At 64.8% G+C, this 24,333-nt stretch carries 27 protein-coding genes; 10 read left to right on the forward strand and 17 right to left on the reverse strand.

All coding sequences use genetic code 11. From position 1 onward, the window contains the following. The 3 genes from AC1ROB_RS03575 to AC1ROB_RS03585 all read right to left on the reverse strand — a co-directional run bounded on the left by AC1ROB_RS03575 (window position 1) and on the right by AC1ROB_RS03585 (window position 2,096). Window positions 1-486 (reverse strand): YchJ family protein, encoded by a 486-nt coding sequence (locus tag AC1ROB_RS03575; RefSeq protein ID WP_492973756.1) that lies wholly within the window; start codon window positions 484-486, stop codon window positions 1-3. Between the two features lie 9 nt (window positions 487-495). Continuing rightward, window positions 496-1,074 carry a GNAT family N-acetyltransferase gene (locus AC1ROB_RS03580; RefSeq protein ID WP_492973755.1) on the reverse strand — a complete coding sequence of 193 codons (579 nt, stop codon included), beginning with the start codon at window positions 1,072-1,074 and terminating at the stop codon, window positions 496-498. 377 nt (window positions 1,075-1,451) lie between these two features. After that, entirely contained in the window at window positions 1,452-2,096 is a 645-nt protein-coding gene (locus AC1ROB_RS03585) for a glutathione S-transferase family protein (protein WP_492973754.1), read from the reverse strand. Between the two features lie 72 nt (window positions 2,097-2,168). On the opposite strand from AC1ROB_RS03585, the gene AC1ROB_RS03590 reads away from it, so the two are divergent. From AC1ROB_RS03590 to queG, 3 genes are read left to right on the forward strand one after another with little or no spacing between them, the layout of a single operon-like run. Continuing rightward, a complete protein-coding gene (locus AC1ROB_RS03590) occupies window positions 2,169-2,837 on the forward strand; it encodes a glutathione S-transferase family protein (RefSeq protein ID WP_492973753.1) in 669 nt (222 codons plus the stop codon). Between the two features lie 22 nt (window positions 2,838-2,859). After that, the gene (locus AC1ROB_RS03595) at window positions 2,860-3,213 is read left to right on the forward strand and encodes a RidA family protein (RefSeq protein ID WP_492973752.1); all 354 of its coding nucleotides are present in this window, start codon (window positions 2,860-2,862) and stop codon (window positions 3,211-3,213) included. Continuing rightward, on the forward strand, window positions 3,194-4,246 hold the full coding sequence (queG, locus tag AC1ROB_RS03600; RefSeq protein WP_492973751.1) for a tRNA epoxyqueuosine(34) reductase QueG: 1,053 nt from the start codon (window positions 3,194-3,196) through the stop codon (window positions 4,244-4,246). The genes AC1ROB_RS03595 and queG overlap by 20 nt, the downstream gene beginning before the upstream one ends. Here the strand turns inward: queG and AC1ROB_RS03605 are convergent. Continuing rightward, window positions 4,236-4,961: a tetratricopeptide repeat protein gene (locus AC1ROB_RS03605; RefSeq protein ID WP_492973750.1), complete on the reverse strand. Its 726-nt coding sequence runs from the start codon at window positions 4,959-4,961 to the stop codon at window positions 4,236-4,238. The genes queG and AC1ROB_RS03605 overlap by 11 nt on opposite strands. Window positions 4,962-5,063: 102 nt before the next feature. Between AC1ROB_RS03605 and AC1ROB_RS03610 the strand changes: the two genes are divergently transcribed. Further along, window positions 5,064-5,933 (forward strand): SDR family oxidoreductase, encoded by an 870-nt coding sequence (locus AC1ROB_RS03610; RefSeq protein ID WP_492973749.1) that lies wholly within the window; start codon window positions 5,064-5,066, stop codon window positions 5,931-5,933. 119 nt (window positions 5,934-6,052) lie between these two features. Next, window positions 6,053-7,939, forward strand: coding sequence for a methyl-accepting chemotaxis protein (locus AC1ROB_RS03615; RefSeq protein ID WP_492973748.1), 1,887 nt, complete (start codon window positions 6,053-6,055; stop codon window positions 7,937-7,939). On the opposite strand, the gene AC1ROB_RS03620 is transcribed toward AC1ROB_RS03615, so the two are convergent. Genes AC1ROB_RS03620 through AC1ROB_RS03635 form a run of 4 tightly spaced genes read right to left on the reverse strand, consistent with a single transcriptional unit; the run spans window position 7,936 to window position 11,752 of the window. Then, complete coding sequence (locus AC1ROB_RS03620) at window positions 7,936-8,478, reverse strand: GNAT family N-acetyltransferase (RefSeq protein ID WP_492973747.1); 543 nt, start codon at window positions 8,476-8,478, stop codon at window positions 7,936-7,938. The two genes, AC1ROB_RS03615 and AC1ROB_RS03620, sit on opposite strands and share 4 nt — an antisense overlap. Next, window positions 8,475-9,227 carry an alpha/beta hydrolase family protein gene (locus AC1ROB_RS03625; protein ID WP_492973746.1) on the reverse strand — a complete coding sequence of 251 codons (753 nt, stop codon included), beginning with the start codon at window positions 9,225-9,227 and terminating at the stop codon, window positions 8,475-8,477. Before AC1ROB_RS03625 ends, AC1ROB_RS03620 begins: the two co-directional genes overlap by 4 nt. An 18-nt stretch (window positions 9,228-9,245) precedes the next feature. Further along, window positions 9,246-10,478, reverse strand: coding sequence for a DUF2927 domain-containing protein (locus tag AC1ROB_RS03630; protein WP_492973745.1), 1,233 nt, complete (start codon window positions 10,476-10,478; stop codon window positions 9,246-9,248). A gap of 53 nt (window positions 10,479-10,531) precedes the next feature. Beyond that, the gene (locus AC1ROB_RS03635; protein WP_492973744.1) at window positions 10,532-11,752 is read right to left on the reverse strand and encodes a DUF2927 domain-containing protein; all 1,221 of its coding nucleotides are present in this window, start codon (window positions 11,750-11,752) and stop codon (window positions 10,532-10,534) included. A gap of 148 nt (window positions 11,753-11,900) precedes the next feature. Between AC1ROB_RS03635 and AC1ROB_RS03640 the strand changes: the two genes are divergently transcribed. Continuing rightward, window positions 11,901-13,040 carry a glycosyltransferase family 4 protein gene (locus AC1ROB_RS03640; protein ID WP_492973783.1) on the forward strand — a complete coding sequence of 380 codons (1,140 nt, stop codon included), beginning with the start codon at window positions 11,901-11,903 and terminating at the stop codon, window positions 13,038-13,040. A 10-nt stretch (window positions 13,041-13,050) separates the two neighbouring features. Next, on the forward strand, window positions 13,051-13,704 hold the full coding sequence (locus tag AC1ROB_RS03645) for a glutathione S-transferase family protein (protein ID WP_492973743.1): 654 nt from the start codon (window positions 13,051-13,053) through the stop codon (window positions 13,702-13,704). Between the two features lie 24 nt (window positions 13,705-13,728). Here the strand turns inward: AC1ROB_RS03645 and AC1ROB_RS03650 are convergent, their stop codons facing one another. Beyond that, complete coding sequence (locus tag AC1ROB_RS03650) at window positions 13,729-14,766, reverse strand: amino acid ABC transporter substrate-binding protein (RefSeq protein ID WP_492973742.1); 1,038 nt, start codon at window positions 14,764-14,766, stop codon at window positions 13,729-13,731. A 239-nt stretch (window positions 14,767-15,005) separates the two neighbouring features. Between AC1ROB_RS03650 and thrS the strand changes: the two genes are divergently transcribed. From thrS to AC1ROB_RS03665, 3 genes are all read left to right on the forward strand, one after another. Continuing rightward, window positions 15,006-16,994, forward strand: coding sequence for a threonine--tRNA ligase (gene thrS / locus AC1ROB_RS03655; protein ID WP_492973741.1), 1,989 nt, complete (start codon window positions 15,006-15,008; stop codon window positions 16,992-16,994). Between the two features lie 73 nt (window positions 16,995-17,067). Then, window positions 17,068-17,595: a translation initiation factor IF-3 gene (gene infC / locus AC1ROB_RS03660; RefSeq protein WP_492973740.1), complete on the forward strand. Its 528-nt coding sequence runs from the start codon at window positions 17,068-17,070 to the stop codon at window positions 17,593-17,595. A 90-nt stretch (window positions 17,596-17,685) separates the two neighbouring features. Further along, window positions 17,686-18,678: an NADPH:quinone oxidoreductase family protein gene (locus AC1ROB_RS03665; protein WP_492973739.1), complete on the forward strand. Its 993-nt coding sequence runs from the start codon at window positions 17,686-17,688 to the stop codon at window positions 18,676-18,678. 3 nt (window positions 18,679-18,681) lie between these two features. Here the strand turns inward: AC1ROB_RS03665 and AC1ROB_RS03670 are convergent, their stop codons facing one another. The 8 genes from AC1ROB_RS03670 to AC1ROB_RS03705 all read right to left on the reverse strand — a co-directional run bounded on the left by AC1ROB_RS03670 (window position 18,682) and on the right by AC1ROB_RS03705 (window position 24,267). Next, complete coding sequence (locus AC1ROB_RS03670; protein WP_492973738.1) at window positions 18,682-18,897, reverse strand: hypothetical protein; 216 nt, start codon at window positions 18,895-18,897, stop codon at window positions 18,682-18,684. An 11-nt stretch (window positions 18,898-18,908) separates the two neighbouring features. Continuing rightward, window positions 18,909-19,505, reverse strand: a complete 597-nt coding sequence (locus AC1ROB_RS03675; RefSeq protein ID WP_492973737.1) for a nicotinate-nucleotide adenylyltransferase — start codon at window positions 19,503-19,505, stop codon at window positions 18,909-18,911. Window positions 19,506-19,530: 25 nt separating this feature from the next. Beyond that, window positions 19,531-20,814 (reverse strand): glutamate-5-semialdehyde dehydrogenase, encoded by a 1,284-nt coding sequence (locus AC1ROB_RS03680; RefSeq protein WP_492973736.1) that lies wholly within the window; start codon window positions 20,812-20,814, stop codon window positions 19,531-19,533. Next, entirely contained in the window at window positions 20,811-21,944 is a 1,134-nt protein-coding gene (proB, locus tag AC1ROB_RS03685; RefSeq protein ID WP_492973735.1) for a glutamate 5-kinase, read from the reverse strand. Before proB ends, AC1ROB_RS03680 begins: the two co-directional genes overlap by 4 nt. Then, window positions 21,937-22,974, reverse strand: a complete 1,038-nt coding sequence (gene obgE, locus AC1ROB_RS03690; RefSeq protein WP_492973734.1) for a GTPase ObgE — start codon at window positions 22,972-22,974, stop codon at window positions 21,937-21,939. Before obgE ends, proB begins: the two co-directional genes overlap by 8 nt. A 97-nt stretch (window positions 22,975-23,071) precedes the next feature. Then, entirely contained in the window at window positions 23,072-23,332 is a 261-nt protein-coding gene (gene rpmA, locus AC1ROB_RS03695; protein ID WP_492973733.1) for a 50S ribosomal protein L27, read from the reverse strand. 32 nt (window positions 23,333-23,364) lie between these two features. Further along, window positions 23,365-23,673 (reverse strand): 50S ribosomal protein L21, encoded by a 309-nt coding sequence (gene rplU / locus AC1ROB_RS03700; protein WP_492973732.1) that lies wholly within the window; start codon window positions 23,671-23,673, stop codon window positions 23,365-23,367. An 87-nt stretch (window positions 23,674-23,760) separates the two neighbouring features. Continuing rightward, the gene (locus AC1ROB_RS03705; protein ID WP_492973731.1) at window positions 23,761-24,267 is read right to left on the reverse strand and encodes a thermonuclease family protein; all 507 of its coding nucleotides are present in this window, start codon (window positions 24,265-24,267) and stop codon (window positions 23,761-23,763) included. Between the last annotated feature and the right edge of the window lie 66 nt (window positions 24,268-24,333).

Genomic DNA, 24,333 nt, shown 5'->3' on the forward strand with positions numbered 1-24,333 from the left:
TCATGCCCTGCCACAGCACTGCTTGAACTTCCTGCCTGAGCCGCAGGGGCAGGGATCGTTGCGGCCGGTCTTTTTCGCTGGCTGCGTCTCGACATCGCCGTCGACATAGACCCAGCGCCTGGCTTCGCTGGCCTCGCGGCGAAAGCGCGAGCGTTCCTGCAGCACGCGGACCTGGCCCTGTGCCCTGAAGCGCGCGGCGAAGGCCACGATGCCTTCCGCATCGTTCGTGCCGCCAGCCACCGTGTCGAGAATCTCCAGGCCGAGCCATTCGGTCTGCGCGGCGCTGGCCTGCATCTCCGCCGGATCGAAACCGCCGCGATGCTCCGGCGTCAGCGTGCGTGCCAGATATGCGAAATCGCCGCGGGCGTAAGCGGTATAGCGCGAGCGCATCAGCGCCAGCGCCGTGGGCGCCGGCGCGCCGGCCAGAAACGGCGCGCAGCAGGCGGTGAAGGCCAGGTTGGAGTCGCAGGGGCAGGCAGCGATCATGAGGGCTGCTTATCCGGTTTTGCGCTTCGCTGCAGCCGTCTTCAGCATATGCCGCATCATCGGCCGCGATGGCGATGGCCGCGCCACTTCGGTGAAGCCGGCGCGCAGGAAGCTGCTGGCATAGCCGGTATAGGACGTGCTGCGGCTTTGCTCCGCATCCACCGGATAGGCTTCCAGGGCCGGGGCCTTCGCCTGGCGCGCGGCCGTCACGGCGGCGGCGATCAGCGCCGATGTCACGCCTGTGCGGCGATGGCCCTTGCGGATGAAAAAGCACGAGATCGCCCAGACCGGCGCGTCGTCCACGCGCTTCATGCGCGAGGATGCGTCGAACCAGGTCAGCGCTGCGCGCGGCGTCAGCTGGCACCAGCCCACGGCGAGATCGCCGTCAAAGGCCAGCAGGCCGGGCGGCGGACCGGTTTTCACGATCCTGCACAGGTCGGCCTTGTTCCTGTCGCGCGGCCGCTTGCGGTAGTCCGCGCCGATACGCGGATACATGCACCAGCAGCCGTTGCAGGCGCCGTTCGGGCCGAACAGGTCTTCCAGCGCCGGCCACAGCTCGGGGGTCAGGGGGCGGATGGCAAGCGGCATGGCAGCTCCCGGGCATCGAAGACAGGCGCGCGGGCTTGAAAAACCCGGCAGTATGTTCTATTATTGTTCTTTTCTGTGCTGCTGTCCATCGTGAATCGGAATGCCGGGATTTCCCCGCCAGACATGGTGAAGGGCTGTTTACGCTGGCGTGCGCTTTTGGCAAAAACCGGGTGTTTGATGCAGAAAAGCGGGTCAAAATCCCGGAACTCGCACAAATCCGGGCTTTTGGGGCGAAAATCCGGGTCAGAACTGGCCTTAACTGGCCTCCAATTGGCTAGAACTGGCTCTCAATGGGCCGGAACTGGTCTTCAACCGGCCCGAACTGGCCTCCAATTGGCCCTGAACCGGACCGACTTGGCCGGAACCAGGCCTGCCCGTCAGGTCAGCGGGATCATGATATGCCGCTGGTAGCCCGGCTCGGCTTTCAGCCGCTCGTGCCAGGCCAGCAGATGCGGCAGATGCGGCCGGGTGAGCGGGAAACCGGTCCAGCGCTGCAACTGGCAGCCGGCCGGGATGTCGCCCAGGGTCAGGCGGTCGCCGGCGACATAGGGCCGGGTCGCCAGATGGGCATCCAGCCGGGTCCAGTAATCGGTAAGCAGGGCTTCCGCCTTGCTCAACTCGTTCAGGTCGGCCTTGGCCGGCTCGCGGATCAGGCCCAGCAGCAGCACGACCATCGGCTTGTCCAGCAGGGTCAGCGTCCAGTCCATCCAGCGGTCGGCCTGGCTGCGCAGCGCCGGATCGGCCGGCCACAGCGCGGTTTCGCTGCCGTACCGCGCGCCGAGATAGCGCAGGATGCTGTTGCTTTCCCAATGCACGCTGCCGTCGGTGTCGCGCAGCACCGGGATCAGGCCGTTGGGGTTCATCGCACGGAACTCTGGCGCATCGGTGCCGCCGAAGGCGCCGCCCCAGTCGATGCGGTCATACGCCAGGCCCAGGGCGTCGGCGGCCCACAGCACCTTCTGCACATTCAGCGAGGTGATGCGGCCCCAGATGGTGATTTTGCTGCTTTGCTGCTCTGGCATTTGGCGTTTTTTCCCAATTCTTTATGGCCGGAATCTTTTTCGCTTGGGCGAATACGACTAAACTCCGCGCCCATGCGCAAGCTGTACCATCTCTGGCTGTCGCCCCAGTCCCGCAAAGTCCGTGTTCTGCTCAAGGAAAAGGGCCTGGAATTCGATCTCGAGGTCGAGAAGGTCTGGGAGCGGCGCGACGAATTCCTCGCCATGGACCCGAGCGGCGAAGGCCCGGTGCTGATCGAGCATGACGGCCGCGTGCTGGCCGACAGCCAGGCGATCTGCGAATACCTCGACGAGGTCTACCCGAACAAGATGCTGCTCGGCTTCGATCCGCCCGGCCGCGCCGAGACCCGCCGCCTGGTCGCCTGGTGGGACCACAAATTCGGCCCCGAGGTCAGCCAGCCGCTGGTCTTCGAGAAGGTGATGAAGCGCTTCCTCGGCGGCGGCCATCCGGAATCCGCCGTGATCCGCATCGCGCACCAGAATATGAAGATCCATCTGGATTACATCGCCTGGCTCACCGAGCGGCGCAACTGGCTGGCCGGCGACGATTTCAGCCTCGCCGATATCGCCGCCGCCGCGCATTTGAGCTGCGTCGATTATCTCGGCGACGTGCCCTGGGCTGATTATCCCGGCGCCCATGACTGGTATGCGCGGGTGAAGTCGCGGCCCTCGTTCCGGCCGCTGCTGGCCGATCACATTCCCGGCCTGCCGCCGCCCAAGCATTACGCCGATCTGGATTTCTGAACCCTTTAGGAGACTATCGAATATGAGCATCCGTCGCATCGAAGTCGGTCCCCGCATGAGCCAGGCCGTGGTGCATGGCAAGACCGTGTATCTCGCCGGCCAGGTGGCTGCCGACAACAAGGCCGACACCAAGGGCCAGACCGAGCAGATCCTCGGCCAGATCGACAAGCTGCTGAAGGAAGCCGGCACCGACAAGACCCGCATCCTCTCGGCCACCATCTGGCTCAGCAACATGGGCACGTTTGCCGAGATGAACAGCGCCTGGGATGCCTGGGTGTCGCCGGGCAACACGCCGGCCCGTGCCACCACCGAGGCCAAGCTGGCCGGCCCGGACTACCGCGTCGAGATCGCGATCATTGCCGCGCTCGCCGACTGAGACGGATATCAAGGCGCGCATCCGTGAGCGCGCCCTGGCCGAAGGATTCGATGCGGTCGGCTTCACCAGCGCCGACCGCATCGGACCCGAGCTGGCCCAGCGGCTGGATGAATTCATGGCGCTCAAGCGCCATGGCGAAATGCTCTGGCTGGAAGACAAGGCCGAGCGCCGCCGCCATCCCAATGCGCTCTGGCCCGAGGCGCGCGGCATCATTGCCCTGGGCCTGAATTACGGACCGGACCGCAATCCGCTCGAGGTTCTGGCGCGCAGGGACCGCGCTGCGATCTCGGTTTATGCGCAGGGCCGCGACTACCATCTGGTGGTCAAGAAGAAGCTGAAGAGTCTGGCCGGCTGGCTGCATCGCGAGGCCGGCCGCGACGTGAAGGTCTTCGTCGATACCGCGCCGCTGATGGAAAAGCCGCTGTCGGCCGCCGCCGGCATCGGCTGGCAGGGCAAGCATACGAATTTAGTGTCGCGCGACTTCGGCTCCTGGCTGTTTCTGGGATTGATTCTGACGACATTGGACATCGCGCCCGACGCGGCCGAAGCCGATCACTGCGGCACCTGCTCCAACTGCCTCGACATCTGCCCGACCAAAGCCTTTCCGGCGCCCTACCAGCTCGATGCGCGGCGCTGCATTTCCTATCTCACCATCGAATACGATGGCGTGATCACGCCTGAATTCGCCGATGTGATGGGCAACCGCATCTATGGCTGCGACGACTGCCTCGCCGTCTGCCCGTGGAACAAGTTCGCCAGCACCGCGCAGGAGATCAGCCTGCAGCCGCGCAGCGAACTGGACGCACCGACGCTGCTCGATCTGGCCGGGCTGGATGATGAAAGTTTCCGCGCCCGCTTCAGCACCACGGCGGTCAAGCGCATCGGACGCGACCGGTTCGTACGCAATGTCTGCGTTGCGCTGGGCAACAGCGGCGATGCGGCGGTGCTGCCGGTGCTGCAGCGCCTGTCGCAGGATTCAGCCGCCGTCGTGCGCGAACAGGCGGCGCAGGCCTTGCGGCGCCTTACTGCCTGACGTCGATCTTCTCGATATACTGTCCGGCCGTAACCGCGGCGGCGGTATCGGGCGCGAGCAGGCGGACCTGCAGCAGATCGGCCCGCGCGCCACGCTTGTCGCCGGCATCGGCGCGCAGAATGCCGCGCTCCAGCAAAGCCTCCGGCATGCGCGGTTCGATGGCTAATGCGGCTTCGGCATCCTGCAGCGCGCCGGCCGGATCGCCGGTCTGGCGGCGGGCGGCGGCGCGCAGCGCCATGGCATCCTCGCGCAGCGGCGCCACGACCAGCGCGCGATCGAGATCGGTGCGCGCCGCGGTATAGTCCTGCAGCGCCGCATGGGCCATGGCGCGATCGATCAGCAGGTCGGGCGTGTCGGGCACCACTTTGAGTGCGATATCCAGCAGCTTCTTTGCGCGGTCCGGCTGGTCGGCCAGCAGCCAGGCATTGGCGGCCTGGTCGAGCAGCGCCACCGAAAGATGCGGCGCCTGCTTCTCGGCCTGCGGCAGCAGCTGTTCCAGCCGGTCGGCGGCATCGCCGTAATGCTTCATCTCCACCAGCGCCAGGGCGGCGCAATGGGCCGCCGGCAGGCCGCCACCGGTCGCCTGCCAGGTCTGCGCCTGGGCGAAACCTTCTTCCGGATTACGCCGCATCAGGCTGAGGCAGTCCTGGTAATTCTGGTCTTCCAGCACGCGCGAGGGCGAGGGCTGCGCCTGCAGCGCGCCTGTCATGGCCATGACACTGGCGAATGCCGTCAGAAGCCCTATCTTGCGGAATGCGATCATGGCGCGGCAGAGTGGCGCTCGGCCGTGGCAAAATCAAGGCATGGGATTCCTGGGATGGCGACGCTGTTCTGTTTCGGTCTGGGCTTCAGCGCCCGTGTGCTGGCGGCCGAGTTGCGCCGCGAGGGCTGGGGCGTCATCGGTACCAGCCGCAGCCTGGAGAAGGCCGCCAATCTCGCCGCCGCCGGTTACGATGCCCATGTCTTCGACGGCGTGACGCCGCTGAGCGACGCCTCGGTGCTGACGCCCGCCACGCATATGCTGATTTCCGTACCTGCAGAAGAGGAAGCCGACGCGGTACTGCGCTGGCATGCCGCCGCTATCGCCAAACTGCCGCATCTGAAATGGCTCGGCTATCTCTCCACCACCGGCGTCTATGGCGATACGCAGGGCGGCTGGGTGGATGAAGCCTCGCCGGTCAACCCGACGCAGGCGCGCAGCAAACGTCGCGCCGAAGCCGAGGCCGCCTGGCTCGACCTGCACCGGACCCGCGGCGTGCCGGTGCATGTGTTCCGGCTCGCCGGCATCTACGGGCCGAAGCGCAACCAGCTCGAAGGCCTGCGCAACGGCACGGCGCACCGGGTCATCAAGCCCGGCCATGTCTTTTGCCGTATCCATGTGGAGGATATTGCCCAAACCCTGCGCGCCTCCATGCGCCATCCCGATCCCGGCGCGATCTATAATCTGGCCGACGATGAGCCGGCGCCGCCGCAGGAGGTGATCGCCTATGCCGCCGGGCTGCTGGGGATCGAGCCGCCACCGGAAGTGCCGTTCGCCGAGGCGAAACTGTCGCCGATGGCGGCCAGCTTCTATGCCGACTGCCGTCGGGTGCGGAATGACAAGATCAAGCGCGATCTCGGCGTCACGCTGAAATACCCAACCTACCGCGAAGGGCTGAAGGCGCTGGCGGATATTGAAATTCGGTAACCTCCCCGTACCGATCCAAGAGTGCCATAGCCAGTCGGCCCGGTTTTCTGTTCTTTAGACATATAAGTGTCGCGAAGTGAAACTAGTTTCGCGTGCAAACAATCTGTTTGGGGTGGGACATGACAATCCGTTTGCGGCTGATTCTCAGCATCCTGGCCATGTTGCTGGTGATTGTGGTCATCGCGGTGGCCGGCTATCTGGCGCTGCGCCGCACCGAAGCGGCCATGGCGAGTATCTATGCCGACCGCGTCGTTCCGCTTAGTGACCTCAAGGACATTTCCGACGCCTATGCGGTACAAATCGTCGATCTCTCGCACAAGATGCGTGCCGGCACGGTGCCGCCGCAAACCGGCCTGGCCGAAATCGCCAAGGCGCGCGTCCTTATCAAGCAGAAATGGCAGGTCTATACCGCAACCCAGCTGACTGCCGACGAGGCTCGTCTGGTGGAGAAGGCGCGCGGGCTGTTTACGCCCGCCGACCGCGCCGTCGACAAACTGCAGGCCATCGTTAGCGCCAATGACAAGGCGGCGCTGGTCACCTTCGTCGAACAGGAAATGTACCCGGCCATCGATGCGGTGACCGGGGCGATCGGCGACCTGATCTCGGTGCAGCTGGTGGCGGCGAAAGCGGAATATGCCGCCGCTGAGATCGCCTATGAGGGTTTCCTGGTGATCATGCAGATGCTGCTTGCCGTCGCCGCCGCGGTGGTGGCAATGACGGTCTGGATCATCATCACCAAAGTTTCATCGCCGCTTGGTCGCATGACCGGCGCGATGACCCAACTGTCCGGCGGCGACCTGACCGCCGCCGTGCCGCAGGCGACGGGCCGTGACGAAATCGCCGCCATGGCGACCGCGCTGCAGGTGTTCAAGGACAACATGATCGCCCGTGAGCAGGCCGAGGCTGACATCGCCCGCCAGCGCGAGGAAAACGAACGCCGCCGTGCCGAGCGCGAAGCGCGTGAACGGGCGGCGGGCATCGAGATCGCCGATCTGGTCGGCAAGGTGTCAGAGGGTGATCTCAGCGGCCGCATTTCTGAATCTGGCAAGGACGGTTTCTTCCTCACTACCAGCAAGGACCTCAACCGTCTGGCCGCCACCTTGCAGACCATGACCGGCGAACTGGCCGATGTGATGGGCGCGATGGCGGGCGGCGACCTGACCCGCAACGTACAAGGCAACTACAGCGGCGTGTTCGGGGCGCTGAAGTCCAGCGTCAACGGCACGGCGGGCCGTCTGCGCGAATTTGCCGGCGAACTGACGCAGACGGCCGGTGCCGTGCATGCGGCTTCTTCGGAAATCTCCACAGGCAGCCAGGATCTGGCACAGCGCACCGAGTCGCAGGCTGCCTCCATCGAAGAAACCGCCGCATCGATGCATGAGATCACCACCACGGTGAAGCAGAATGCTGACAATGCCTCGGCCGCCAACCAGCTGGCGACAGCGGCCCGCGATACCGCGGAGAAGGGCGGCAATGTGGTGGCCAATGCGGTGACGGCGGTGACGCAGATCGAGGAAAGCGCCCGCAAGATCGCCGACATCGTCGGCCTGATCGACGAGATTGCCTTCCAGACCAACTTGCTCGCCTTGAATGCTTCGGTGGAAGCGGCGCGTGCGGGCGAGGCCGGCAAGGGCTTCGCCGTGGTGGCGCAGGAAGTGCGTGCCCTGGCCCAGCGTTCGGCCAATGCCTCGAAAGACATCAAGGCGCTGATCACCACATCGAATGCCCAGGTGAAGACTGGTGCGGCTCTGGTTAACCAGGCCGGCGGCAGTCTCACCGAAATCGTTGGTGCCGTGAAGAAAGTGACGGACATTGTGGCAGAGATCGCCGCAGCCTCGCGCGAGCAGGCCACCGGCCTCGATCAGATCAACACCGCTGTGGGCCAGATGGACGAAATGACCCAGCGCAATGCCGCGCTGGTGGAGGAGACCACGGCGGCAGCGCAATCGCTGGCGCAGCAGGCCCAGCGATTGGCTCAGATGGTCAGCTTCTTCAAGACGCGCTAGACGCGGAAGGCGCTGCAGTCCAGCCTGTAGAAGGCGACCAGTTCGGGATCGGGGCGGATCGGCGTCTGGTCCATGCGTTCTTCGGTGAAGCGCATGCCCAGGCGCTCCAGCGCCCGGCGCGACGCCAGATTGTCGACCTGCGCGCCGGCATCGAGATGCTTCAGTTGCAGGGCAGAGATCGCCGCCGCCACAAACGGTGCCAGCGATTCCGACAGGTAGCCCTGGCCATGAAAGGCCTCGCCCAGCCAGTAGCCCATGCTGCCGATGCGCTCGGCTGCATCGATCACGGCGATGCCGTACCAGCCCATCATGGCATGATCTGATTTGCGCTCGGGTACGCGGCTGAAGGCGGTGCCCTCTGTGTTGCCGGCGATGGCGCGGGTGAGGCGTTGGGTTGCGGCCTCGATGCTGTAGGGGCTGGGCCAGGTGGCGACCCAGCGGCTGACATTCGGTGTCATCAGCGTCGAGACGGCGACGGCATCTTCAAGCTGCAGCGGACGCAGCCGCAGCCGCACGGTCTCGATGACCACATCGCTCACAGCAGGCTCCACACCGTGTCGATCAGCAAGGCCAGGTCCTGCGGGCGCGACAGCCGGTGATCGCCATCGCGGATCAGGGTCAGCCGCGTATCGGCGCCCTGGAAGGCGGCCACGGTTTTCACCGCATGCTGGTAGGGCACATCCGGGTCGGCCATGCCCTGCAGGATGCGCACCGGCTTGTCGAAGCTGATGCCGGCCTTCAGGATCATGTGGTCGCGGCCTTCGGTGATCAGCTTCAGCGTATATTCGTAAGGCTGGTCGGAATACTGCGAAGGTTCGCGCAGCACACCATCGCGCAGGATCGCGGCGCGCTGCGCCTCGCTCATGCCGGCCCACATCAGGTCTTCGGTGAAGTCCAGCGCCGGCGCAATCAGCACCAGCCCCGCGACCTTGTCGGGCAGTGCCAGCGCCGCCAGCGTGGCGAGCCAGCCGCCCATGCTGGAGCCGACGATCATCTGCGGCCCGCTGCACAGGGTCTTGAGCACCGCCAGGGTGTCTTCTTTCCAGCGACCGATACTGCCGTCGAGGAAGGCGCCATCGGACTGGCCATGGCCGAAATAGTCGAAGCGCACGAAGCCGGCGCCACGCGCCTTTGCGGCGGCTTCCAGTGCCAGCGCCTTGCTGCCGGTCATGTCGGAGCGGAAGCCGCCGCAGAACAGGATTCCGGGGCCGCCGGCGTCACGGGCCGGCGTGGCGGCATAGGCGAGCCGGGTACCGTCAGGGCGGGTCAGGAACTGGGTTTCGGTCATGCCGTCTTATCTAGCGGCTTATGGCGTCGGTTTCCATGCCGCCACGCGCCGGGCGGCCTCCTGTCGCTGCTCCGGCGGCAGGCTTTGCGTCAGCAACCGGCGACCGCGTTCGGCCATGGCGTTGTTGCCGCGGGCGGCCAGCGTGAACCACATTAGCGCCGCGGTGTGGTCCACCGGCACACCGACGCCATTGACCAGCATCAGGGCGAAATTGCTCTGCGAAACCGTATGGCCAGCCTCGGCATTGCGCCGGTACAGGGCCGCGCTGCGGGCTTCATCCTTGGGCACATAACGGCCGCTGGCCAAGGCAAAAGCCAGATCGAAGCGCGACACCACATCCCGGGTCGTCGCGGCGCGGTCGATCAGGGCCGTCATGCGGGCGGGATTCTTCGGCATGCCATAACCCTGCCAGGCCGCTTCGGCGAGATACATCATCGCGCGCACGTTGCCGCCGCCCGCGGCCTGCTCCAGATCGGCGATCACATCGCGCAGCACCGGGGCGGAATCGGTCTTTGGCGGCGCCGCCGGATTGAGGGCACGGCGGTTGGCTTCGATCAGGCCGTCGACCGTCACCAGGGCCGCCAGCCGCGACATGGCCGGGGTTATGCGCGCATCATACAGGCTGCGCAGCAGCACCAGATCGGCCTCGGTGAGATCGGCAACCTGGTCGCCGGTCTGATAGCTCATAACCGAATGCAGGCGATGCGGATGGTTCAGCAGGCCGAAACTGTGCAGAACCTCGTGCCGCACGCAGCGTTCCAGGCTGGGCGCCGCCAGATTGATCTGCAGCGCGGCCCACTGCATATGGCCGATGGTATCGAAATTATAAGTCGCGTAGCAGATCGCCTTGCGGTCACCGATATTGAATGCGGCGACATTGCGGAAGGTGATGGTGTAGTTGGCTTCACTGGGTGCGGCGGCCGGGCGGACTTCGACGCCGGCCAACGCGGCCTGCTGTCTCAGTGTGGCGATGGCGAGGGTAATGGCATCCGGCCGCGAGCGCAGGCCTTCGATCCGGTAGACGATCGGCTTCTGCCATTTGACGATCATGCCGACCGGATCGTAACTGCCGCCATAGGCGGTATCCTCCCGGCTGGCCGACAGCGCGCTGGCATCGAAGCCACGCAGGATATCCTCATGGGACGGCGTCGGGGATGGCGCAGGGGTGCGCGCCGCGACAATGCCGACGGCGCCGATCCACAGGCCGCCTGCCAATATGACGAACCGGGCCAGAACCCTGATATGCCGCATCACTGCAGTCTTTGCCCCATGGCGTATCCGCTCATGCCGTCTTATCTAGCGGCTTATGGTCCGGGTTTCCATGCTGCCGCGCGCCGGGTCGCGGCAGCATGATCCTCTTCGGAAATCTGCGGCAGCAATCTCTGGCGGTTGCGTTCGGCCAGGCTGTAATCCTTGCCGGCGGCGATGGTGAACCACATCAGGGCCTCCTGCAGATCCTGTGTCACGCCCTTGCCGTCCCGCAGCAGCACCGCGAGATTGTTCTGCGACACGATATGGCCGGTCTCGGCATTGCGGCGATACAGTGCCGCCGCACGGCTTTCGTCCTGAGGCACAAACTGGCCGGCGGCCAGGGCATAGGCGACGTCGAAGCGCTGGGCGATCTCGGGCAGGGCGGCCGCACGGTCGATGCTCTGCTGCATCTTCGCCCCGTCCTGCGGCACGACGAGACCGAAGCGATAGGCTTCGGCCAGATAGAGGTGCGCGCGCACATTGCCGGTGGCGGCCGTCTTTTCCAGATCGGCGAAGGCGGCCTGGAAAATCGCCGTGGAGTCCGTCTTGGGCGGCGCGGCAGGATTCAGGGCGCGGCGTTTTTCCTCGATGATCCCGTCCGCCAGGATCAGGCCAGCCAGCCGCGAACTCGTTGCTTTCATGCGTGGATCGTACAGAGTCTGCAGCATCACGATATCCGCTTCGGTCAGGTCATGGACGAAGCTGGTGGTGTAGTAACTCAGCACCGAGTGAAGCTTGTGCGGATGGTTCAGCAGGCCGAAGCCGTGCAGCGTCTCATGAATGATGCAATGTTCCAGTCCTTTGAAGGACAGGTTGACCTGCAGCACCGCCTTGGCCATCTGGCCGCTCAACGCATTGTAGCTCGGCGTCTTGTAACAGCCGGCGCGCCGACCGTTCGGCATCGTGAATACAGCGACGTCGCGGAAGACGAAGGTGAAGTTGGCTTCGGCTTCGGTCTTGGCCTCCTGCACATTGATGCCGGCAATCCCGCCCATGCGGGTCAGGGCGTCGACCGCCACCTTGATCGCGTCGGCATTGTACTGCAGGCCCTCGACCCGGTAGCGGATCGGCCGTTGCCACTTGATCACCATGCCAGTGGGATTGTAGGTGCCGCCGTAATCGACATCCTCGCGGCTGGCCCAGAAGGCGGCGGCATCGAAACCGCGCAGGATGTCGGCATGGGAGGGATTCTTGCCGGTCGTCTGCGCCGCGGCCGTCGCCACCGCGAGGCTCGAAACCAGGACACATAGTGCAAATCTGCCAAATGCAGGCATGCCCGCCCCCCGCTCACTTGCCACAGGCCCGGCTTTGCGCTACCCGGCAGGCGGCCTATAGTGGCCTGCCTCGAGTCTTTCAGCCGCAATGCCAGACACCCCCCTTTCTACCCTGAATACCCATAACCCGGGAAGACCGCCCGCCGTGATGCAGGTGCTGCCGGCGCTGGTCACCGGCGGCGTCGAACGCGGTACCGTGGATACTGCCAAGGCGCTGGCCAGGGCCGGCTGGGTCTCCTATGTGGTTTCGGCTGGCGGGCCGATGGTGCGCGAGCTGGAGCGCGCCGGGGCCAAACACATCACCCTGCCGGTCGCCAGCAAGAATCCCTTCACCATCCGCAAGAATGCCGCGAAGCTGGAAGCGCTGATCCGCAGCCTGCCGGTCGATCTGGTGCATGTGCGTTCGCGCGCGCCGGCCTGGTCGGCGCGGCTGGCGGCGCAGCGCTGCGGCGTGCCGCTGGTGACCACCTTCCACAATGCCTACAAGTCGCATAGCTGGTTCCGCAAGTTCTGGGCCGGGCCGATGGCCAAGGGCGACATGGTGGTGGCGATTTCCGATTTCGTCGCCGACTACGCCAACAAGGCCTTCGGCGTGCCGCGCGCCCGTCTGGTCACCATTCCGCGCGGTATCGATCTGGCGAAATTCGATCCCGGCCGCATCTATCCCGAACGCCTGTCCAACCTGCAGCAGCAGTGGCGCCTGGTTGACGGCCGCCCGGTGATCCTGCTGCCCGGCCGGCTGACGCGCTGGAAGGGCCATACTGTGCTGTTGCGCGCGCTGGCCAAGCTGGCTGAGCGCCATGAGGGCAAACAGGATTTCACCGCGGTGTTGCTCGGCGATACCCAGGGGCGCGAAGGCTATCGTGCCGACCTTGAGGGTCTGATCGTGCAGCTCGGCCTCGATCGCTGCGTGCGCATGCCGGGTGACGGCAAGGACATGCCGGCTGCCTATATGCTGGCCGATGTGGTGGTTTCGGCCTCCACCTTCCCCGAAGGTTTCGGCCGCGTCGCCGTCGAGGCGCAGGCGATGGGCAAGCCGGTGGTGGCCACCGATCACGGCGGCTCGCGCGAAACTGTGCTGCCGGGCGAGACCGGCTGGCTGGTGCCGCCATCCGATCCCGATGCGCTGGCCGATGCGCTGGACGAGGCGCTCAAGCTGACACCGACGCGCCGCGTCGCCATCGCCGAACGGGCGCGCCGTCATGTGTCGGAGCGCTTCACCATCGACGCGATGTGCGACGCCTATATCCGCGTCTATACGAGGCTGCTGTTCCCCGATCACGGTTGAGAGGTTCGCCATGCCTGACAGATCCGTGAATGACAGGCGCAAGCTGACGCTGTTCCATGCGACCAACAGCCGTTCGGCCGGCGTGCTGCTGCTGCTGGAAGAGCTGGGTGCCACCTACGATCTGCAGGTGGTGAACCTCAAGGCCGGCGAGAACCGCCAGCCCGCCTATCTCGGCGTCAATCCGATGGGCAAGGTGCCGGCGATCCGCCATGGCGATGCGCTGATCACCGAACAGGTGGCGATCTTCATCTATCTGGCCGACCTGTTCGCCGAGGCCGGTCTGGCACCGGCCTTCGACGATCCCGACCGCGGGCCTTACCTGCGCTGGATGGCCTATTATGGCTCGTGTTTCGAGCCGGCGCTGGTCGACCGCGCGCTGAAGCGCGAACCGGCGCCGCCGGGCATGAGCCCCTATGGCGATTACGACCTGGTGATGAAGACGCTGAACGAGCAGCTCTCGCAGGGGCCCTATATGCTGGGCAAGCGCTTCACCGCGCTGGATATCCTGTGGGGCATGGCGCTGACCTGGACCACCGGCTTTGGCATTGTGCCGGTGACACCGCTGATCAAGACCTATATCGAGCGCTTCGCCCAGCGCCCGGCGCTGGCGCGGATACGGGCGAAGGATGCCGAACTGGCCGCCGCGCAGGAGAAAAAGGCCTGACGCGACGGCACAGCGACGCGGATCTTACCGCAGCGGGATGGCGTACATCAGGCCGCCCTTGGTCCACAGGTCGTTGAGGCCGCGTTCCAGCTTGACCGGGCTGCCCTTGCCCAGGTTGCGCTCGAAGCTCTCGCCGTAATTGCCGATCTGCTTGACGATCCAGTAAGCCCATTTCTCATCGAGGCCAAGCGCCTTGCCATAGCCCGGCGTGACGCCGAGGAAGCGCTTGATCACCGGATCCTCGCTTTTCAGCATCTCGTCGACATTCTGCTGGGTGATGCCGAGTTCCTCGGCTTCCTTCAGCGCCAGCAGCGCCCATTTCACCACCTGGTACCACTGGTCGTCGCCCTGGCGCACCATGGGGCCGAGCGGCTCCTTGGAAATACGCTCGGGCAGGATGATGTAATCATCCGGCGGGCTCAGTGCGGTGACGCGCACGGCGGCGAGCTGCGAGGCATCGGTGGTGTAAACGTCGCAACGGCCGGAGCTGAAGGCGGCGATATTCTCGTCCACCTTTTCGATCACCACCGCCTTGAAGGTCATGTTGGACTTGCGGAAGTAATCCGAGAGGTTCAGCTCGGTGGTGGTGCCGGGCTGCACGCAGATGGTCGAGCCGTTCAGTTCCTTCGCCGACTTCACGCCCAGCTTCTTGTTCACGATGAAGCCCTGGCCATCATAGAAATTCACTCCGGCTTCGCGCAGGCCGAGCGAGGCGTCGCGTAGCAGGGTCTGCGTCACGTTGCGGGTCAGCACGTCGATCTCGCCCGACTGCAGGGCGACAAAGCGCTGCTGCGCCGTTAGCGCGGTGTATTTGATCTTGCTGGAATCGCCGAAGACGGCGGCGGCCACGGCGCGGCACATATCGACATCGATGCCGGTCCACAGGCCCTGGCTGTTCGGCGCCGAGAAGCCGGCGACACTGCCGTTCACGCCGCATTGCACGAAGCCCTTGGCCTTGACGGCATCGAAGGTGGCGCCGGCGAAAGCCGCCGGTGCGCCAAGGCTGACGGCGGCCAGGCCGGTGACGGCCAGCGTGGCAGCCAGAATGGATCGGATACGCATGATTAAGCCCCCTGTTATGACGGTTTCCCCGTCCGGTTATGCGAAGGCTATGCCAGCATGGTTCGGCCGGCCGGCCCAGCGAATTCCGCCGCGGGGATTCCGCAGGCCGGGCCACCCTGCCGCCGAAAGCGGCAATGCCCGGTTTGCCTGCCCGGAATCGGCCCGGAATCGACCGGGGCGCTGGCTTGACAGGGGGAGTGGGGCGGCTAGGCTGCGCCCCCTTGGAGGTCCGCTAAATCATGTCCAGCTCTGCCCTTTCTGCTGCCGAAGTCCGCGTCACCCTGCCCGATGGCAGCGTGCGAACTTACACGGCCGGCAGCACCGGCGCGGATGTGGCGGCCAGCATCGGCGCCGGCCTGGCCAAGGCGGCGCTGGCCATCCGCCTGGATGGCGTGCTCAAGGACCTGAAGACGCCGATCACGCGCGACGTGAAGCTCGAGATCGTGACGCTGAAGGACAAGAACGAGGCCGAGCTGCTCGAGCTGATCCGCCATGACGGCGCCCATGTGATGGCGCAGGCGGTGCAGGAGCTGTTCCCCGGCACCCAGATCACCTTCGGGCCGTCGACCGACGACGGCTTCTATTACGACTTCGTGCGCGACGAGCCCTTCACGCCGGAAGACTTCGGCAAGATCGAGCAGCGCATGGCCGAGATCGTCAAGCGCGACCTGCCGATCAGCCGCGAGGAATGGGAACCGCAGAAGGCCGTCGATTATTTCACGTCCATCGGCGAGACCTACAAGGCCGAATGGGTGGCGGAAATTGCCAAGCGCGGCGAAGCCATTTCGGTCTATCGCCAGGGCGACAGCTGGCTCGACCTCTGCATGGGGCCGCATCTGCCCTCCACCGGCAAGCTGCCGCCGGTGTTCAAGGTGATGAAGGTCTCGGGCGCCTACTGGCGCGGCGATGCCAACAATCGCCAGCTGCAGCGCGTCTATGCCACCGCCTGGCGCGACCAGAAGGAACTCGACGCCTATCTGAAGCGGCTGGAAGAGGCCGAGAAGCGCGACCATCGCCGTCTTGGCAAGGAAATGGGTCTCTTCCATCAGCAGGAAGAAGCCGCCGGCATGGTGTTCTGGCATCCCAAGGGCTGGACGCTGTATCGGACTCTGGAACGCTACATGCGCCAGCGCCTGGAAAAGGCGAAGTATCTGGAAGTGAAGACGCCGCAGCTGGTCGACCGCAAGCTGTGGGAGGCCTCGGGTCACTGGGAGAAGTTCCGCGAAAGCATGTATATCGCGGAGAATGAAGAGGGCCTGCGCGAGTATGCGGCCGATCCGGACGCGCGCATCTTCGCGCTGAAGCCGATGAACTGCCCCTGCCATGTGCAGATTTTCAACCAGGGCCTCAAGAGCTACCGCGACCTGCCGCTGCGTATGGCCGAGTTCGGCTCCTGCCACCGCTTCGAGCCGGGCGGCGCGCTGCATGGCATCATGCGCGTGCGCAACTTCACCCAGGACGACGCGCATATCTTCTGCACCGAGGACCAGATCATCTCGGAGAGCAAGATCTTCTGCGACCTGTTGCAATCGATCTACAAGGACATGGGCTTCACCGAGATCAAGGTGAAGTTCTCCGACCGCCCGGCCAAGCGCGCCGGCTCGGACGAGACCTGGGACAAGGCCGAGAATGCGCTGAAGGATGCCTGCGTCGCATCGGGCCTCGACTACACGCTGAATCCCGGCGAGGGCGCCTTCTATGGCCCGAAGCTGGAATTTGTGCTGCGCGACACCATCGGCCGCGACTGGCAGTGCGGCACCCTGCAGGTCGATTTCGTGCTGCCCGAGCGCCTGGATGCGGATTACGTTGGCGCTGATGGCGCCCGCCATCGTCCGGTGATGCTGCATCGCGCGATCCTGGGCAGCTTCGAGCGCTTCATCGGCATCCTGCTGGAACAGTATGCCGGCCGTCTCCCGCTTTGGATGGCTCCCTTACAGGCCGTGGTCGCGCCGATCGTCTCGGATTGCGATGCTTACGCCCAGCAGGTGGCCGACCAGCTCGATGCCGCCGGCCTGCGGGTCGATACCGACCTGCGTAACGAGAAGATCAACTACAAGATCCGCGAGCTCAGCCTGGCCAAGGTGCCGGTGATCCTGGTGGTCGGCAAAAAGGAAGCCGAACAGGGCACCGTGACGCTGCGGCGTCTGGGCACGGAGCAGCAGGAAACCATTGCGTTGGCCGAGGCGATTGCTAGATTGTCGGCCGAGGCACGGATGCCCCAGGGCTGACCCTAGCTGCATTCGCCTTAACCTACTGATTTTGTTGTAACTACTTTAGGAGCGCGTCATAGCCCGTCCCCCAATGAATACCCAGCAGGCCCCGAAATCCGACGGCCCGCGTATTAATCACGAGATCGACGTCCCCCAGGTGCGCCTGATCGACGCCGAAGGCGAGAACCGCGGTGTGGTCCAGATCCGCGAAGCGCTGCGTCTGGCTGAAGAAGCCGGCCTCGATCTCTGCGAGATTTCGCCCACCGCCGATCCGCCCGTCTGCAAGATCCTCGACTTTGGCAAGTACAAGTACGAGGAGCAGAAGAAGGCCGCCGAGGCGCGCAAGAAGCAGAAGATCATCGAACTCAAAGAGATCAAGCTGCGCCCGATGATCGACACGCATGACTATGACGTGAAGATGCGGGCGATGGTGCGCTTCCTCGAGGAAGGCGACAAGGTCAAGGTGACGCTGCGCTTCCGCGGCCGTGAAATGGCCCACCAGGAACTCGGCATGAAACTGCTTGATCGCGTGCGCGACGATCTTGGCGAAAAGGCCAAGATGGAGCAGACGCCCAAGATGGAAGGCCGGCAGATGACCATGGTCATGTCGCCGAAGTAAGACCACAGCGATTGCAAATGGCGCCGGTTCACATCGGCGCCATTTCTGTATCTGCAGCATAAGAATAATAAAGCCAGGGAGCGTTCAGCAATGTCGGCAATCACTGTGAAGGCGATGGTGTGCAAGGCCTGGGGCGGCCCGGAGAGCCTGGTGCTCGACGATCTGACGCTGCCGGCGCTCGGCCCGAAAGAGGTGCGCATCAAGGTGCATGCCGCCGGCCTGAATTTCCCCGACACGCTGATGATCGCCGGCAAATACCAGTTCAAGCCGAGCTTCCCCTTTGCGCCCGGCATGGAATGCGCCGGCGAGGTTGTGGCTGTGGGCGAGAAGGTCAGCGACCTGAAAGCCGGCGACCGCGTCATGGCCACCACCGGCAGCGGCGCTTTCGGCGAGCAGGTGCAGTGTCCGGCCGGGAATGTGTTCAAGATTCCGGCCAGCATGCCGTATGAGACAGCCGCCGGTTTTCCCATCACCTACGGCACGACCTATCATGCACTGGTCGATCGCGGCCGCATGAAAAAGGGCGAGGTGCTGCTGGTGCATGGTGCTGCCGGCGGCGTCGGCCTGAATGCCGTGGAACTCGGCCGCGAACTCGGCGCCACCGTGATCGGCACGGTCGGCTCCGACGAGAAGGCCGCCATCGTGAAAGAGTATGGCGCCGCCCATGTCATCAACTACAGCACCGAAAGCATCAAGGACCGCGTGAAGGAACTCACCGGTGGCAACGGCGCCGATGTGATCTATGACGCGGTCGGCGGTGATGCCTTCGACCAGTCGTTGCGCTGCATCAACTGGGATGGTCGTCTGCTGGTGATCGGTTTTGCCTCGGGCCGCATCCCGGAAGCGCCGGCCAATCTGGCGCTCATCAAGGGCTGCAGCATCGTCGGCGTTTTCTGGGGTGCGTTTGCCGCGCGCGAGCCGGAGAAGAATCGCGCCAACTTTGCCGCCTTGCTGGCGCTCTACGAACAGGGCCGCCTGAAGCCCCATGTCTCGGGTACATTTGCGCTCGACCAGGTGCCGCAGGCGATGCAGGCGCTGCTGTCGCGCAAGACCACCGGCAAGGTGGTCATCAAGGTCTCGTAAGGGTTACTTCACCTCAAGCTCCGCCAGCCATTGCGGCAGCGTGCCATTGAGGTCGTAGGTGATGAGCTTGCCGTATTCCACTGCGGTCATCGAGACCGGCTTGTCTTCCATGATGTCGACCTTGGGGAAGCGCTTGGCGATACTCGCCTTGTCCGGGGCTTTCACGATGGCCCAGAGGCCGGCAGAGCCGTAGTCGTAAGACACGAGATAGCTGTTCATGGCCGTTCTCCCTATTGTCTATTCTTCGCCCGCAGCGCCGTCGCACTCAAGGGGTTGAGCTTGGATTTCAGCAGCAGGAAGGCCGGCGCCGGCATGGCGGCCAGGGCGACGGCCTGGTGGCGCGGGACGCGGAAGCGGGACAGCCACTGTCCGGCCGGGTTCTGCGGCGCGGTCAGGTTGTAACCCGGCCGGTCGAGGACTGCGATCGGCATCTGCCCGGCAATATCCTGCCAGTCGCGCCAGTGGTGGAACTGCGCCAGGTTGTCGGCGCCCATCAGCCAGACGAACTGCGCCATCGGATAATGCAGCCGCAGGCGTCGCAGGGTGTCGGCGGTATAGCGCGTACCCAGAGTATCCTCGATGGCGGTGACCCGGATGGCGGGATGGGCGGCGGTGGCCCGAGCCTGGGCCAGGCGCTTGCCCAGGGGCGCCATGCCGCTGCGGCTTTTCAGGGGATTCTGCGGACTGACCAGCCACCAGATCTGATCCAGCTTCAGCCGGTGCAGTGCCGTCAGGCTGATCTCGCGATGGGCGGCATGGGCGGGATTGAACGAGCCGCCGAGCAGGCCGATGCGCAGGCGCTGGCGCGAACCAAGAGGAGGGATCATGCGCCGCGCCCGCCGGATTGCTCGATCAACCGGGCCGGATCTGGCCGGTGCCATGCACCAGATATTTGAAGGTGGTGAGCTGCTCCACGCCGACCGGGCCGCGCGCATGCATCTTGCCAGTGGCGATGCCGATCTCGGCGCCCATGCCGAACTCGCCGCCATCGGCGAACTGCGTCGAGGCATTATGCAGCAGGATGGCGCTGTCGAGCCGGCTCATGAACTGCGCGGCGTTTTGCGCGTCCTGTGTCAGGATGGCGTCGGTATGATGCGAGCCATAGGTGCTGATATGGGCAATGGCGTCGTCAATGCCCTCCACCACCTTCACGGCGATAATGGCATCCAGATATTCCGTTGCCCAGTCGGCCTCGGTGGCCGGTTTCACGCGCGGATCGGCGAGTTGCACATCGGCATCGCCGCGCACTTCGCAGCCGGCATCCAGCAGAGCCTGCACCAGGCGGTTAAGATGCGTAGCGACGGCAGCACGCTCAATCAGCAGCGTCTCGGCAGCGCCGCAGACATAGGTGCGGCGCAGCTTGGCGTTCAGCACGATCTGTTCGGCCATCACCAGTTCGATGCTGTGCTCGACATAGATATGCACATTGCCATCGAGATGGGCGAAGACCGGCACGCGGCTCTCGGATTGCACGCGTGCCACCAGCGACTTGCCGCCGCGCGGCACGATCACATCGAGATACTCCGGCGCAGCCAGCATGGCGCCGACGAAGGCGCGGTCGGTGGTGGGCGCCAGCTGAATCGCCGCCTCGGGCAAGCCAGCCTGCCGCAGGCCTTCGACCAGGCAGGCATGGATCGCCTTGCTGGATTTGTAGCTTTCCGAGCCGCCGCGCAGCACGCAGGCATTACCGGCTTTCAGGCACAGGCCACCGGCATCGGCGGTCACATTGGGCCGGCTTTCATAGATCACGCCGATCACGCCCAGCGGCGTGCGCACGCGTTCGATCTTGAGGCCGTTGGGCCGGGTCCAGCAGGCGATCACATCGCCCACGGGATCGGCCAGCGCCGCGATTTCTTCCAGGCCCTGCGCGATGCCGGCAATGCTCTTGGCGCTCAGGGTCAGGCGATCGAGCAGGGCCGGCGTCAGGCCCTTGGCTTTGCCAGCCGCCACATCTTCCGCATTCGCGGCCAGGATGGCGGCCTCGCTGGCGCGCAGTGCCTTGGCGGCATGCAGCAGTGCGCCATTCTTCTGCGCCGTGTTGGCGGTGCTCAGGATCGCGGCGGCCGCTTTCGCCGCACGACCGATCTCGGCCATCAGGGCCGTGCTGTCAGATGAGATAGAACTCTGGACGTTCATCGCAGTACCAACTCGTCACGATGGATCATTTCGTCGCGGCCACGGTAGCCGAGAATCTCTTCAATGTCGCCGGATTTGTGGCCTTTGATGCGACGGGCATCTTCATCGGCATAAGCCGAAAGTCCAACAGCGATCTCGGTGCCGTCGCGGGTGCAGACGCGGACCAGATCGCCGCGCTGGAAACGGCCGTCGACAGCGGTGACGCCGGCGGGGAGCAGCGAGCGGCCGGACCGCAGCGCTTTCACCGCGCCGTCATCCAGCGTCAGCGTGCCCTGCGGATTGAGATGGCCGGCGATCCACTGCTTGCGCGCGGCAGCCGGCGTCGAATGGGCATGGAACCAGGTGCAGCGTCCGCCGTCGCGTATGCTCTGCACCGGATGCAGGTGTTTGCCGTTGGCGATCACCATGGCACAGCCGGCGCCGACTGCGATCTTGGCGGCGACGATCTTGGTGATCATGCCGCCGCGGCCGAGGCCGGAACGCGACACGCCGGCCATGGCTTCGATCTCCGGTGTGATCGCCTCGATCTCGGTGAGGAATTTCGCATTCGCGTCGAGGCCGGGATCGGCGGTGTAGAGTCCGTCGATGTCCGACAGCAGCACCAGGCAATCGGCCGAAATCATCTGGGCCACGCGGGCGGCCAGGCGATCGTTGTCGCCGAAGCGGATTTCGGCAGTGGCCACGGTGTCGTTCTCGTTCACCACCGGCACGACGCCGAGTTTCAGCAGCGTGTTCACGGTCTCGCGGGCATTCAGGTAATGCCGGCGCGATTCCGTGTCGCCCAGCGTCAGCAGCAGCTGCGCCGTCTTCAGATTGTGTTTTGCCAGCGCGTCCTGCCAGGCGGATGACAGCCGGATCTGGCCGGCTGCGGCTGCAGCCTGGCTTTCCTCCAGTCGCATGGCTTTCGCCTCGAGGCCGAGAATGCGCCGGCCGAGCGCAATGGCGCCCGACGAGACGACCAGCACTTCTTTTCCATCGGCGCGCAGTTTCGCGATGTCCTCGACCAGGGCGGTCAGCCATGCATCGCGCAGCGTGTTCTTCTCGGCATCGACCAGCAGCGACGAGCCGACCTTGATGACTATGCGCCGGCTCTCCTCAAGAAGATTGGCCTTGCCGAGGCCGTTACTCATCCTCGCCGGCCTCGAGCTCGATCCGCGCTTTCTCGGCCGCGCGCGCTTCGGCGATGATGGCATAGAGTGCGTCGCTCACCACCTGCACGCCTTCGCCGGTGACGCCCGAAAGCGCCAGCACCGGGCGTTTCGCGGCGCGTTTCAGCTTGGCGATCTTGTCTTTCAGTTCATCAGCCGGGATCGCATCGATCTTGTTCAGACCGATGATCTCCAGCTTCTTGTCGAGGTCTGCGCCATAGACCTTCAGCTCCTTGCGGATCAGCTTCCAGTCCTTCACCGGATCTTCAGCGGTGCCGTCCAGCATGTGCAGGATCACCGCGCAGCGTTCGACATGGCCGAGGAAGCGATGGCCGAGGCCGGCACCGTCGGCGGCGCCTTCGATCAGGCCGGGCAGATCCGCCAGCACGAATTCGCGGTCGTTCGATTTCACCACGCCGAGCTGCGGCTTCAGTGTGGTGAAGGGATAATCGGCAACCTTGGGCTTGGCGCGGCTGACACGGCTCAGGAAGGTCGATTTGCCGGCATTGGGCAGGCCGACCAGGCCGGCATCGGCGATCAGTTTCAGACGCAGCCAGACCCACTTTTCCTCACCGGGCCAGCCGGGATCGGCGCGGCGCGGCGCGCGGTTGGTGGCCGATTTGAAATGTTCGTTGCCGAAACCGCCATCGCCGCCCTTGCACAGCAATACTCTCTGGCCGATCTCGGTCAGATCGGCGATCAGGGTCTCGTTATCCTCGGCCAGAACCTGCGTGCCCTTCGGCACCTTCAGGATCACGTCATCGGAATTGGCACCCGAGCGCTGGCGGCCGGAACCATGGCCACCGCGCGCGGCGCGGAAATGCTGCTGGTAGCGATAGTCGATCAGCGTGTTGAGGCCATCGACGCATTCGACCCAGACATCGCCGCCCTTGCCGCCATTGCCGCCGTCAGGTCCACCATATTCGATGAACTTCTCGCGGCGGAAGCTGACGGAGCCGGGGCCGCCCTGTCCGCTTTCGATATAGACCTTGGCCTGGTCGAGGAACTTCATCTGGATATCGGTCTGTCAGTAAGGGCAAAGAAAAAGGGGAATGGCCTGCGCCATTCCCCTTGATCGATTGTGATGCTTGCGGGAAAGGCGCGTCTACTTACGCCTCCGGCGGGAGCACCGAAACATACGAGCGGCTGCCCTTGCCCTCGTGGAACTTGACCTTGCCATCGGCGGTGGCGAACAGGGTGTGATCCTTGCCGATGCCAACATTCTTGCCCGGATGCACCTTGGTGCCGCGCTGGCGGACGATGATGTTGCCGGCGACAACGGCTTCGCTGCCGTACTTCTTGACGCCGAGGCGCTTGGACTCTGAGTCGCGACCGTTGCGGGAAGAGCCGCCAGCTTTCTTATGTGCCATGGAACTGTCTCCTTAAACTGTTCAGCGCGCGCTTAGGCGGCGATCTCGAGGATCTTCACCGCAGTGTAATGCTGGCGATGACCGTTCTTGCGACGCGAATTTTGACGGCGGCGCTTCTTGAAGATGACCAGCTTCGGGCCACGGGTCGGACCGACCACTTCGGCGATGACCTTGGCGCCGCTCAGCGTCTTGCCGAGCTTGACGTCGGCGCCGTTGCCGATGGCGAGAACCTGGTTGAATTCGATCTTGGCACCGGCTTCGCCAGCCACCAGTTCGACCTCGAGCACGTCGCCCGCTGCCACCTTGTACTGCTTACCGCCGGTCTTGATCACTGCGAACATCTTGATATTCCATAAGAAAGCGGCAGCGCCGGCCGTCCGGCACCGCCTGAATTCGAGGGGCGCACTATAGCCGGGGCCAAGGGGCTGTCAACCCCGGATTCGGGCCGGTTTTTGCCGTCTGTCGCGCCGCCAGTCCCAGGCCGGCTGGGCGGTGGCCGTGGGGGCCCAGATGCCATTCCTTAATATCTGGGCCTCCAGCTCGGCATCGGCGTAATCCGGGGCGTAAGCCGTATAGGCCCAGGCCAGACCGGCCCGCACCATGGCCCGGTTGAGGTCGTCCCCGCCGGCATAGCAGATGGCCACCACCCGGCCATAGCGGTCGCGGTCCTTCTCTGCGCAGGTGACGGCCCGGCCGCGGATCAGGCCGCGCAGATAGGCCGCCGCCTCCTGGCCGCACAGCCAGTCATGGCCATCCCTTTGGCAGATTTGGGCTTTTTCGGGAGCGTCGATGCCATGCAGGCGGTAGTTCACCCCGGCGATCTTGATGGTGTCGCCGTCCAGCACGGCTGGCAGGAGCGCCGGTTCGGCGGCCCGGGCCGGTGTCGCCAGTATAAGGAGGAGCAGCGGCAGGAGCCGAATCGCATACCATGTCATGCATCCGGCTTAGCATATTCTGGTATGCGCTGCTGACCGGGCCACGGCCCCGACTGTCACAAAACC

The organism is Ferrovibrio sp. GW821-FHT12F09, from assembly GCF_058806775.1.